The organism is Leucobacter sp. UCMA 4100, assembly GCF_027853335.1.
GTDB lineage: Bacteria > Actinomycetota > Actinomycetes > Actinomycetales > Microbacteriaceae > Leucobacter_A.
Map to the genome: position 1 here is coordinate 1,980,794 of NZ_JAFEUS010000002.1, position 13,264 is coordinate 1,994,057.

Here is a 13,264-nt window from a genome sequence, read left to right on the forward strand (position 1 = left end):
ACAGCAACAGAGCGTCTGGGTGCGCGCATGAGCGAGTGGAGCGGCACCGGCGGGAAGCACTGGGGCATCATTGCCGAGTCATTTGGCATGCTGCTCGACCGGTCGGTGGAGCCTGAGGCTCTGCACCGCCTGTCTGCCTGTGCCAATGTGGGCGAGGTACTTGATGTGCTCGTGAGTCGAGGCATCGCGGCCCTCCCCGGGTTCTGCCTGGTCGGCTTCGACGGTGACCGTGTGACTGCCTACGTGCGCGGCGGTTTCTCGTTTCGCGCCGAGGCGAGCTGGCACGACGCCCTCACTGAGAAAGGCGAGGGAGTTCGAACCTGGCGTGAAACCACGGTCGAGGGAGTCTCACGCTTCGCCATGCTGAGCCCCGAGGAGTGGCACAGAACCGAGCTACCGCTTCGAAGCTTCGAGGGCGACCGGCAGCACATCGCGCACGGGGTGCAGGGTCTTGCACTCGCGGTCTGCGAGCAGCTCACCGAAGAAGAGGTGCCGCTCATGACCACGACGCAACAGCCCTCTCACGAGACAACCCCGCTTGAGCGCGTGACGGGCATTCTTGGCGATGCTGCGAGTACGTCAGAAACCCCCGAGCAGGTTTCTGACACCCTCTTTGCCGAGATCTTCGGCGATATCGTGCACGACGACGAAGCAGGGGGCACCGAGAATGATGCCTTTCCTGACGAGACACAGCTTGTCACCGGGAGCCAGCAGCCCGAAGCAGGGCCGCACGACACTGCTCCTGTTGCTCAGGTGCGCCCCCACGGCTGGCTCGTGCTGCCAGGAGGAGACGAGCTGCCCATCACGGGTCTCACGCTGTTGGGCCGCAACCCGCGTGATGACAGCGACTCCGGTGCTGAACTCGTCGCGGTCTTTGACCCGAACGGCAACATCTCTCGTACTCACGCTCGGGTGCAGCCCGCTGACGGAGGGGTTGTTCTCGAAGACCTCGAATCGACGAACGGCACCCTGCTCGTCACCGACGACGATGAGGTGCTGTTGCGGGCAGGGCTCGCAATGCAGCTGAAGCACGGTGATCGCATCATCCTTGGCGGCGATGCGCAGCTTGAATATCGAGACCGGCCGTGAACACGCCGCGCGTCTCAGGGTTCACGGGGCTCAGGAAGATTTCTTCAGGTGAGCAGTCGTGCTTGTGGCGCGCGAAAGACGTTGAGACGGGTAAAACCGTCGCGATGAAGGTGAGCGAAGAGCCGCTCGTTGTGCCTCTCGAGGCCTTCGATCGCTACGTTCTTGGGCTTGTCTCGGCAACGGAGCACCCGGCTCTCGTGACCGTGCACAGCGGCGGGTTCACCGACGATGGTGCGCCGTTCATCGTGCTCGACGACTGCGAAGAGGGCAAGCTCTTTGCCGAGGCCGCGCAGGAGGGGCTTTCGATCGAGCGGGTTTTGAGCCTGATGGTCTGGCTCTCTTCAGGAGTAGAACGGCTTCATCACGAGGGCCTGGTGCACGGAGCGATGGGGCCTGAACACCTCATGCAGACCCAAGCGGGTGAGTACGCGCTCGCAGGCTTCGCGATGCCGGGGTGCGCGCCGGGAGGCAGGCTTGCCCCAGAGGTGGTGCGCGGCCACGAGGCCACGCAGGCGAGCGATGTCTTCGGCCTCGGGGTCATGGCGTGGGAGCTCGTGGGCTCAGCCCACATACCCGTCATCCTGCAAACCCTGCTCGCAGCCGCGGTTGCCGATGACCCGGCTCACCGGTTGCCAACCGTGCGTGAGCTCATCGAGGGGTTCCAGCGCGTGCAGAAGAAACTTGGTCACGAGGTCACCCGTGCCGAGCCGCCCGTTGGCGTTCCGGCAAATCGAGCTGCCCGGCTTGAAGCTGCCACGAACGTCGATGATGAGACACAGCTTCGGGTCGTGACCCCAGACGACGCGACGCGGGTGCGCCACGGCGCAACATGGCAGCAAAGCTCGACTGATCGCGCCACGATGAGTTCGAATGAGCCGGGCACGTATAGCGAGACCGCGACGGTCGCAATGAAGCCCCGACTCATGGGCTTGCCCGAAGAGGTGCTCACTGCAAAGAACGGAACGGTCGCTTTTACGCCAAGCACCGTTCAAGACTCGCCCTCGTTCTATAAGCCGCGGGCGGTGTCGCGGGTGTCCAAGCCTGCCGCACCCCCCGTTGCCGAGGTGCCTCCCGATGCGCACCCTCAAGCGGCGCCGGCCATGCTTCCACTCGTCATTCCTGCCCCTACCGCACAGCGCGGCCGTCGCGGCGAGCTAGTGTCACGCATTCGCCATGAGGCGAGTGTGGTCGCGCTCGGGGCCACCGGTGTCGTGTGCGTCGCCCTCACCTGCCTCGTGCTCCTCCTCATCTGAAACCCGCCGAGGCGCAAAATGCCTCCGCCAGTAGGCGTCTGAACAGCTGATCACGGGTCTGCCCGCGAAAAGCGGTATCATGATACGCGTGTCTGAAATCATGAATCGTAGCGAGCTCCTTGCAGCTCAGCGCCTCGACGACAGCTTCGAAACCCTGTGGGACGAGCTGCAGTGGCGCGGGCTGATCCACGTATCAACTGATCAGGGGGCTCTCGCCGAGCTTCTCGAGGGTGAGTCGTTCACGTATTACTGCGGTTTCGACCCCACGGCCGCGAGCCTGCACCTGGGCCACCTGGTGCAGCTACTGCTCATGCGCCGCTTGCAGCTCAAGGGGCACAAACCTCTTGGGCTCGTCGGCGGATCGACGGGCCTTATCGGCGACCCACGCCCCACCTCCGAGCGCACGCTGAACTCTCCCGAGACCGTCGGGCAGTGGGTGAGCGCGCTCCAGGAGCAGGTGTCGCGATACCTGAGTTTCGAGGGCGAGAACGCCGCTCGTCTCGTCAACAACCTTGACTGGACGGCGCCGCTTTCGGCCATTGATTTCCTCCGTGAAATTGGAAAGTACTTTCGCGTTGGCACGATGATCAAGAAAGACATCGTTGCAAAGCGCCTGAACTCAGACGAGGGCATTAGCTACACCGAGTTCAGTTACCAGATCTTGCAGGGGCTCGACTTTCTCGAGCTGCACCGCCAGTACGGCTGCATGCTGCAATCAGGCGGCAGTGACCAGTGGGGCAACCTCACGAGTGGCACCGAGCTGATTCGCAAGGTCGAGGGTGCACAGGTGCACGCGATCGGCACCCCGCTCATCACGAACTCTGACGGCACGAAGTTTGGTAAGAGCGAGGGTAATGCCATCTGGCTGAACCCCGACATGTGCTCGCCCTACGCGTTTTACCAGTTCTGGATCAACACGCACGATGACGACGTAGTGGAGCGCCTCAAGGTCTTCACGTTCCTCACTCGCGCTGAGATCGAAGATTACGAGCGGCAGGTTCAGGAAGAACCCTTCAAGCGTGCGGCTCAGCGCCGCCTTGCCTTTGAGGTGACCTCACTCGTACACAGCCCCGAGGTTGCTCAGGCGCAGATCGATGCCGCTGAAGCACTCTTCGGTAAGGGCGAGCTTGTCGGCCTCGACATCGATACGATTCGTGGCGCCCTCGAAGAGCTGCCACGTGCAGAGGGCAAGCCCGGCGACCAGATTGCTGAACTGCTCACGCAGGCTGGTGTGGTGAAGAGCGTGAGCGAGGCCCGTCGTGCGATTGCGCAGGGCGGCGTCTACGTGAACAACGAACAAGTGCAGGAGCAAGATGCTGTCCTGGTCGAAGGGCAGCTGCTGCATGGCACCTATGTGGTCTTGCGCCGCGGTAAGCGCACGCTCGCGGCAGTGCAGGTCGCCACAGACTAACAACGAGTGCCGAGAGCGGGTTTTCTTCCTCTCGAAGCTAAAGCTTCACAAAAACGCCACCGGAATGGTTTCCGGTGGCGTTTTTGTGTTTTGGCTGTTTGAGTGTGGGCGCGCCGTTGGTGTTGTGTCGATTTGCGTTGTGGGGTTGTTGGGACTAAATTTATCTTTTGTTAACTTCCACAGTGAACGTGGAGCCCCGGCCTCTTGCTGGTCGGGTTTCTTTCGAGTGTGTCTTTGGATGCCGGGTGTGAGCTTAGATTGAAATTGCGGGTCTGGTTGAAATTCGTTTCACTTCGATTTGCAAGCTGGAACGGGACGTGCTAAGTTAGACAGGTTGCCCTGCGAGACCGGCGGTTAAGTCGGTGGAGTGGGAACGGACGTTTGGTCCTTGAGAACTCAATAGTGTGCACTAAATTGTCAAATGCCAATTTTTTGTAATCCTCCGTTTTTGGAGAGATTCCTTTTTTGGATTAACATAATTTCGGCCAGTTTGAGCCAGTTTTTCTGGTTCTACGGTTTGTTTTTATTTAGTCAGATCAAACTCGCTGCATGTGCCCTTATTCCGGGTGTGTGTATGCATTCAGTTTTTACGGAGAGTTTGATCCTGGCTCAGGACGAACGCTGGCGGCGTGCTTAACACATGCAAGTCGAACGATGAAGCCCAGCTTGCTGGGTGGAAGAGTGGCGAACGGGTGAGTAACACGTGAGTAACCTGCCCTTAACTTCGGGATAAGCGCTAGAAATGGCGTCTAATACCGGATATGAGCAATGATCGCATGGTCGTTGTTGGAAAGATTTATCGGTTTTGGATGGACTCGCGGCCTATCAGCTTGTTGGTGAGGTAATGGCTCACCAAGGCGACGACGGGTAGCCGGCCTGAGAGGGTGACCGGCCACACTGGGACTGAGACACGGCCCAGACTCCTACGGGAGGCAGCAGTGGGGAATATTGCACAATGGGCGAAAGCCTGATGCAGCAACGCCGCGTGAGGGATGACGGCCTTCGGGTTGTAAACCTCTTTTAGTAGGGAAGAAGCGAAAGTGACGGTACCTACAGAAAAAGCACCGGCTAACTACGTGCCAGCAGCCGCGGTAATACGTAGGGTGCAAGCGTTGTCCGGAATTATTGGGCGTAAAGAGCTCGTAGGCGGCTTGTCGCGTCTGCTGTGAAAACCCGAGGCTCAACCTCGGGCCTGCAGTGGGTACGGGCAGGCTAGAGTGCGGTAGGGGAGATTGGAATTCCTGGTGTAGCGGTGGAATGCGCAGATATCAGGAGGAACACCGATGGCGAAGGCAGATCTCTGGGCCGCTACTGACGCTGAGGAGCGAAAGCATGGGGAGCGAACAGGATTAGATACCCTGGTAGTCCATGCCGTAAACGTTGGGAACTAGATGTAGGGACCATTCCACGGTTTCTGTGTCGTAGCTAACGCATTAAGTTCCCCGCCTGGGGAGTACGGCCGCAAGGCTAAAACTCAAAGGAATTGACGGGGGCCCGCACAAGCGGCGGAGCATGCGGATTAATTCGATGCAACGCGAAGAACCTTACCAAGGCTTGACATAACCGAGAACACTGTAGAGATACAGGACTCTTTGGACACTCGGTTACAGGTGGTGCATGGTTGTCGTCAGCTCGTGTCGTGAGATGTTCGGTTAAGTCCGGCAACGAGCGCAACCCTCGTCCTATGTTGCCAGCGGGTTATGCCGGGGACTCATGGGATACTGCCGTGGTCAACACGGAGGAAGGTGGGGATGACGTCAAATCATCATGCCCCTTATGTCTTGGGCTTCACGCATGCTACAATGGCCGGTACAATGGGCAGCGATACCGCGAGGTGGAGCGAATCCCAAAAAGCCGGTCTCAGTTCGGATTGGGGTCTGCAACTCGACCCCATGAAGTCGGAGTCGCTAGTAATCGCAGATCAGCAACGCTGCGGTGAATACGTTCCCGGGCCTTGTACACACCGCCCGTCAAGTCATGAAAGTCGGTAACACCCGAAGCCGATGGCCTAACCTTTTGGAGGGAGTCGTCGAAGGTGGGACTGGTGATTAGGACTAAGTCGTAACAAGGTAGCCGTACCGGAAGGTGCGGCTGGATCACCTCCTTTCTAAGGAGCACTCATCACGTTTGTGATGTAGAGAAGCCTGGTTCAAGAACGAATGTTTCTTGCTGGGTGCTCATGGGTGGAACATTTGATGATGATGTGTGGATGCGTTTCATGCTGCGAGTACATTGGGATTTAGTTCCTGGTAGGAAAGGGTGTGGGGTGTTGAAGCAGGTCGTGGTGCATACTATTGGGTCCTGAAGGCCTAGGCGGCACTCTTTGTGGGTGTTGGTTTGGTCTTTCGGGCATGCTTTCATGAACGTGTTGTCATGGGGGTGTGTATCGACCGTATGTTGAGAACTACACAGTGGACGCGAGCATCGACAACAGATGATCTGAACTTTTGTTTGGGTTGTGTGTTGTTTATGTATCATTGGACTCTGCTCACACGTTTGTGTGGGTGGTTTCAAATGATTCTTTTGGATAATTTTTAATTAATAATTTACTTATGTGATTTCAAGTTGCTAAGAGCGAACGGTGGATGCCTAGGCATCTGGAGCCGAAGAAGGACGTAGTAATCTGCGATAAGCCTCGGGGAGCCGATAAACGGGCTGTGATCCGAGGATTTCCGAATGGGGAAACCCCGCCAGGGCGCGTGCGTACCTGGTGACCCGCACCTGAATATATAGGGTGTGTGGGGGGAACGTGGGGAAGTGAAACATCTCAGTACCCACAGGAAGAGAAAACAACATGTGATTCCGGTAGTAGTGGCGAGCGAACCCGGATGAGGCTAAACCTTTGGTGTGTGATAGCTGGTAGGCGTTGCATCAGAGGGGTTGTGGGACGCATGGGAAGGCGCTACTGAGCCTTCAGCGTGAGTGTTCAAGTGATAGAGGAACAGGTTGGAACGCCTGATCGGAGAGGGTGAGAGTCCCGTACTCGAAATTGCTTGACCGCGTCGTGTGTATCCCAAGTAGCACGGGGCCCGAGAAATCCCGTGTGAATCTGTCAGGACCACCTGATAAGCCTAAATACTCCCAGATGACCGATAGCGGACTAGTACCGTGAGGGAAAGGTGAAAAGTACCCCGGGAGGGGAGTGAAATAGAACCTGAAACCGTTTGCTTACAATCCGTAGGAGCCTCCTTGTGGGGTGACTGCGTGCCTTTTGAAGAATGAGCCTGCGAGTTAGCGGCATGTGGCGAGGTTAACCCGTGTGGGGTAGCCGTAGCGAAAGCGAGTCTGAATAGGGCGATTCAGTCGCATGTCCTAGACCCGAAGCGAAGTGATCTATCCATGGCCAGGTTGAAGCGTGTGTAAGAACACGTGGAGGACCGAACCCACTTAGGTTGAAAACTGAGGGGATGAGCTGTGGTTAGGGGTGAAAGGCCAATCAAACTTCGTGATAGCTGGTTCTCTCCGAAATGCATTTAGGTGCAGCGTTGCGTGTTTCTTACTGGAGGTAGAGCTACTGGATGGCCGATGGGCCCTACAAGGTTACTGACGTCAGCTAAACTCCGAATGCCGGTAAGTGAGAGCGCAGCAGTGAGACTGTGGGGGATAAGCTTCATAGTCGAGAGGGAAACAACCCAGAACACCAATTAAGGTCCCAAAGCGTGTGCTAAGTGGAAAAGGATGTGGAGTTGCTGAGACAACCAGGAGGTTGGCTTAGAAGCAGCCACCCTTGAAAGAGTGCGTAATAGCTCACTGGTCAAGTGATTCCGCGCCGACAATGTAACGGGGCTCAAGCACACCACCGAAATTGTGTCATTCATATAACAGGTAGGCCTTCGTGGTCCAGCCGTATGGATGGGTAGGAGAGCGTCGTGTGGCGAGTGAAGCGGCGGAGTGATCCAGCCGTGGATGCTACACGAGTGAGAATGCAGGCATGAGTAGCGAAAGACGGGTGAGAAACCCGTCCTCCGGAAGACCAAGGGTTCCAGGGTCAAGCTAATCTTCCCTGGGTAAGTCGGGACCTAAGGCGAGGCCGACAGGCGTAGTCGATGGACAACGGGTTGATATTCCCGTACCGGCGAAGAACCGACAAGAACCTAACGAGTAGTGCTAAGAAAACTGAAGCTTTGCTTTCACCTTCGGGTGTTTGCTTTGTGGATGCTTCGAACCCGAACTCGGGTGGTTAACGTATTAACAGGTGTGACGCAGGAAGGTAGGTGATCCCAGGCGATGGTTGTCCTGGGCTAAGCATGTAGGCCGAGTGGTAGGTAAATCCGCCATTCGTTAAGGCTGAGATGCGATGGGGAGCTCCTTTTTGGAGCGAGTCACTGATCCTATGCTGCCGAGAAAAGCATCGACGTGAGGTTCTAGCTGCCCGTACCCCAAACCGACACAGGTGGTCAGGTAGAGAATACTAAGGAGATCGAGAGAATCGTGGTTAAGGAACTCGGCAAAATGCCCCCGTAACTTCGGGAGAAGGGGGGCCATCCACTTATACGGATTTACTCCGGAAAGGGTGTGGTGGCCGCAGAGACCAGTGGGAAGCGACTGTTTACTAAAAACACAGGTCCGTGCTAACAAGCAATTGGATGTATACGGACTGACGCCTGCCCGGTGCTGGAAGGTTAAGAGGAGAGGTTAGCAACTTCGGTTGCGAAGCTTTGAATTTAAGCCCCAGTAAACGGCGGTGGTAACTATAACCATCCTAAGGTAGCGAAATTCCTTGTCGGGTAAGTTCCGACCTGCACGAATGGCGTAACGACTTCCCAGCTGTCTCAACCATGAACTCGGCGAAATTGCATTACGAGTAAAGATGCTCGTTACGCGCAGCAGGACGGAAAGACCCCGTGACCTTTACTATAGCTTGGTATTGGTGTTCGGTGTGGCTTGTGTAGGATAGGTGGGAGACTGTGAAGCGGATACGCTAGTATTCGTGGAGTCATTGTTGAAATACCACTCTGGTCATATTGAACATCTAACGACGAACCCTGATCGGGTTTTCGGACAGTGCCTGGTGGGTAGTTTAACTGGGGCGGTTGCCTCCTAAAAAGTAACGGAGGCGCCCAAAGGTTCCCTCAACCTGGTTGGCAATCAGGTGGCGAGTGTAAGTGCACAAGGGAGCTTGACTGTGAGACTGACAGGTCGAGCAGGGACGAAAGTCGGGACTAGTGATCCGGCAGTGGCTTGTGGAAGCGCTGTCGCTCAACGGATAAAAGGTACCTCGGGGATAACAGGCTGATCTTGCCCAAGAGTCCATATCGACGGCATGGTTTGGCACCTCGATGTCGGCTCGTCGCATCCTGGGGCTGGAGTAGGTCCCAAGGGTTGGGCTGTTCGCCCATTAAAGCGGTACGCGAGCTGGGTTTAGAACGTCGTGAGACAGTTCGGTCCCTATCCGCTGCGTGCGTTGGAAATTTGAGAGGATCTGACCCTAGTACGAGAGGACCGGGTTGGACGAACCTCTGGTGTGTCAGTTGTTCTGCCAAGGGCATCGCTGATTAGCTACGTTCGGGATGGATAACCGCTGAAAGCATCTAAGCGGGAAGCCGGCCTCAAGATGAGATTTCCGTGCCCTTTAGGGTGTGAGGTTCCCAGTAGACGACTGGGTTGATAGGCCAGATGTGGAAGCATAGTAATGTGTGGAGCTGACTGGTACTAATAAACCGAAGACTTGATTTCTTCTCACCGTTTGTGGTGGGAAACATAATGTTTCAAAAGATTTTGCGTAACGATGAATTCGCGTTCACTTTGTGGTTCTCAACCTGCGGCCCACATTCACTAGCCCTGTTTTGGGTTGGGTGTGTGTTGATAGGTTAATAGTGTTACGGCGGCGATAGCGTCAGGGAAACGCCCGGTTACATTCCGAACCCGGTAGCTAAGGCTGACTGCGCCGATGGTACTGCGAGGGGGACCTCGTGGGAGAGTAGGACACCGCCGGACTTCTTTTTAATGGAAAGGGGCTGGTCTCAGTATCGAGACCAGCCCCTTTTCTATTCTCCGCATGGATATATTGGCTGCCCTGGTGCAGCGAGAAGCTTGTGCTCTCGCTGCACCAGGGCAGCCTTTTTTATTTGTCCTGGTATTCGGTTTGGCGAACAAGAGCACCTCTGCTGAAGCACCGGGCGCACGTTGAACCCTGGTAGATGCCACTACTGAGATCCCGTCTCCTGACACGAGTGCTTGCTTGCAGGTGTTGGTGGCTGGGTGCTGGGTGCTGGGTGCTCTGGTACTTGGTAGTTGGTGCTGCTCTCACGACCATCGTGTCTTCGTTTACCGTGGCGCCATGCACCATCACTCGCTGGTTCCCAAAGACGCAAAGAGTAGCGGTGTTGGTAGCGCGGTGTGGTCGGACGGTATGAAGCACTGAGGATCCAGATGTCTGGGGAAGCTGGCTAAGGCCAGCACGGACTGACCGGTTCGAACGTTGGAGCTCGAGCTCGAGCTCGCACTCGAAGTCATCGGATTCATCTGGCGATCACCGAGCGACGCGCAGTAGTTCGGATCACCTGTGTGATTCCGATGACCGTGTTCATCTCTGCCGTGTTGCTGATGTGCCGATCACGACGGTCGCTGCAAGTGGCGATGTCGTCGGCGGGAGGTGACCGGACAATGATCCGCCAGCCTCTTGCAGCCCGGTCTTAGGGTTTGAGCGCTGCAGTGCGAAGAGCTGTGATGCCAACGTGCGCTGTAGGAGCTCACGACCAGTGAGTGCCGAGAGACCAGCGGTGAAGTCTGGCGCAGCGAGCGTGGTGTCACCGGAGCGATACCGATCGGGAAGCCACACAAGGTATGGAATGAGCGCATGCCCGGTTGATTGGTCGTGAGCTCGGACATCTCATTCGAGTTGAATGTCGGAGCTGCTCGAGATGGGCGTCAACATCGTCACTCCGTGCAGGGTTAACACGCCGACCTCGAAAATCTATCGAGTCGTGAATGAACCGCACGTGAGTCGAAGAGAAGGCAAATGTTGCATCGGGTTCGGGAGACAAGAACGGATTTCGAATGCGAGAGAAGCGTTGACGCGCCCGGGGTGTCGAACGCGGTGGTATTACAAAGGCGTATTTAAGGCCCATTTGCACCATTGCGGAGGTGCTTGGTTCGGAACCGGGGTGCTAACTGTCACTTTTCGCGTTTTTGTGTTTTGGCTGTTTGAGTGGGGGCGCGCCGTTGGTGTTGTGTCGATTTGCGTTGTGGGGTTGTTGGGACTAAATTTATCTTTTGTTAACTTCCACAGTGAACGTGGAGCCCCGGCCTCTTGCTGGTCGGGTTTCTTTCGAGTGTGTCTTTGGATGCCGGGTGTGAGCTTAGATTGAAATTGCGGGTCTGGTTGAAATTCGTTTCACTTCGATTTGCAAGCTGGAACGGGACGTGCTAAGTTAGACAGGTTGCCCTGCGAGACCGGCGGTTAAGTCGGTGGAGTGGGAACGGACGTTTGGTCCTTGAGAACTCAATAGTGTGCACTAAATTGTCAAATGCCAATTTTTTGTAATCCTCCGTTTTTGGAGAGATTCCTTTTTTGGATTAACATAATTTCGGCCAGTTTGAGCCAGTTTTTCTGGTTCTACGGTTTGTTTTTATTTAGTCAGATCAAACTCGCTGCATGTGCCCTTATTCCGGGTGTGTGTATGCATTCAGTTTTTACGGAGAGTTTGATCCTGGCTCAGGACGAACGCTGGCGGCGTGCTTAACACATGCAAGTCGAACGATGAAGCCCAGCTTGCTGGGTGGAAGAGTGGCGAACGGGTGAGTAACACGTGAGTAACCTGCCCTTAACTTCGGGATAAGCGCTAGAAATGGCGTCTAATACCGGATATGAGCAATGATCGCATGGTCGTTGTTGGAAAGATTTATCGGTTTTGGATGGACTCGCGGCCTATCAGCTTGTTGGTGAGGTAATGGCTCACCAAGGCGACGACGGGTAGCCGGCCTGAGAGGGTGACCGGCCACACTGGGACTGAGACACGGCCCAGACTCCTACGGGAGGCAGCAGTGGGGAATATTGCACAATGGGCGAAAGCCTGATGCAGCAACGCCGCGTGAGGGATGACGGCCTTCGGGTTGTAAACCTCTTTTAGTAGGGAAGAAGCGAAAGTGACGGTACCTACAGAAAAAGCACCGGCTAACTACGTGCCAGCAGCCGCGGTAATACGTAGGGTGCAAGCGTTGTCCGGAATTATTGGGCGTAAAGAGCTCGTAGGCGGCTTGTCGCGTCTGCTGTGAAAACCCGAGGCTCAACCTCGGGCCTGCAGTGGGTACGGGCAGGCTAGAGTGCGGTAGGGGAGATTGGAATTCCTGGTGTAGCGGTGGAATGCGCAGATATCAGGAGGAACACCGATGGCGAAGGCAGATCTCTGGGCCGCTACTGACGCTGAGGAGCGAAAGCATGGGGAGCGAACAGGATTAGATACCCTGGTAGTCCATGCCGTAAACGTTGGGAACTAGATGTAGGGACCATTCCACGGTTTCTGTGTCGTAGCTAACGCATTAAGTTCCCCGCCTGGGGAGTACGGCCGCAAGGCTAAAACTCAAAGGAATTGACGGGGGCCCGCACAAGCGGCGGAGCATGCGGATTAATTCGATGCAACGCGAAGAACCTTACCAAGGCTTGACATAACCGAGAACACTGTAGAGATACAGGACTCTTTGGACACTCGGTTACAGGTGGTGCATGGTTGTCGTCAGCTCGTGTCGTGAGATGTTCGGTTAAGTCCGGCAACGAGCGCAACCCTCGTCCTATGTTGCCAGCGGGTTATGCCGGGGACTCATGGGATACTGCCGTGGTCAACACGGAGGAAGGTGGGGATGACGTCAAATCATCATGCCCCTTATGTCTTGGGCTTCACGCATGCTACAATGGCCGGTACAATGGGCAGCGATACCGCGAGGTGGAGCGAATCCCAAAAAGCCGGTCTCAGTTCGGATTGGGGTCTGCAACTCGACCCCATGAAGTCGGAGTCGCTAGTAATCGCAGATCAGCAACGCTGCGGTGAATACGTTCCCGGGCCTTGTACACACCGCCCGTCAAGTCATGAAAGTCGGTAACACCCGAAGCCGATGGCCTAACCTTTTGGAGGGAGTCGTCGAAGGTGGGACTGGTGATTAGGACTAAGTCGTAACAAGGTAGCCGTACCGGAAGGTGCGGCTGGATCACCTCCTTTCTAAGGAGCACTCATCACGTTTGTGATGTAGAGAAGCCTGGTTCAAGAACGAATGTTTCTTGCTGGGTGCTCATGGGTGGAACATTTGATGATGATGTGTGGATGCGTTTCATGCTGCGAGTACATTGGGATTTAGTTCCTGGTAGGAAAGGGTGTGGGGTGTTGAAGCAGGTCGTGGTGCATACTATTGGGTCCTGAAGGCCTAGGCGGCACTCTTTGTGGGTGTTGGTTTGGTCTTTCGGGCATGCTTTCATGAACGTGTTGTCATGGGGGTGTGTATCGACCGTATGTTGAGAACTACACAGTGGACGCGAGCATCGACAACAGATGATCTGAACTTTTGTTTGGGTTGTGTG

3 protein-coding genes and 4 rRNA genes are annotated in these 13,264 nt (G+C 55.9%); all 7 read left to right on the forward strand.

What is annotated here, in order from left to right:
• The first annotated feature begins 27 nt into the window (after positions 1-27).
• The 7 genes from JSO19_RS09250 (at position 28) to JSO19_RS09280 (ending at position 12,908) form a co-directional block, all read left to right on the forward strand.
• Entirely contained in the window at positions 28-1,089 is a 1,062-nt protein-coding gene (locus JSO19_RS09250) for an FHA domain-containing protein (protein WP_270911282.1), read from the forward strand.
• Positions 1,086-2,342, forward strand: coding sequence for a serine/threonine protein kinase (locus tag JSO19_RS09255; protein WP_270911283.1), 1,257 nt, complete (start codon positions 1,086-1,088; stop codon positions 2,340-2,342). The genes JSO19_RS09250 and JSO19_RS09255 overlap by 4 nt, the downstream gene beginning before the upstream one ends.
• A 100-nt stretch (positions 2,343-2,442) precedes the next feature.
• Positions 2,443-3,753 carry a tyrosine--tRNA ligase gene (gene tyrS, locus JSO19_RS09260; RefSeq protein WP_270912128.1) on the forward strand — a complete coding sequence of 437 codons (1,311 nt, stop codon included), beginning with the start codon at positions 2,443-2,445 and terminating at the stop codon, positions 3,751-3,753.
• Between the two features lie 586 nt (positions 3,754-4,339).
• Positions 4,340-5,860: ribosomal RNA gene (locus JSO19_RS09265) — 16S ribosomal RNA — on the forward strand.
• A 451-nt stretch (positions 5,861-6,311) separates the two neighbouring features.
• Positions 6,312-9,429 (forward strand): 23S ribosomal RNA (locus tag JSO19_RS09270).
• A 144-nt stretch (positions 9,430-9,573) separates the two neighbouring features.
• A 5S ribosomal RNA gene (gene rrf / locus JSO19_RS09275) occupies positions 9,574-9,690 on the forward strand.
• Positions 9,691-11,387: 1,697 nt separating this feature from the next.
• Positions 11,388-12,908 (forward strand): 16S ribosomal RNA (locus JSO19_RS09280).
• The 16S, 23S and 5S rRNA genes sit together here, the layout of an rRNA operon.
• Positions 12,909-13,264 lie beyond the last annotated feature (356 nt).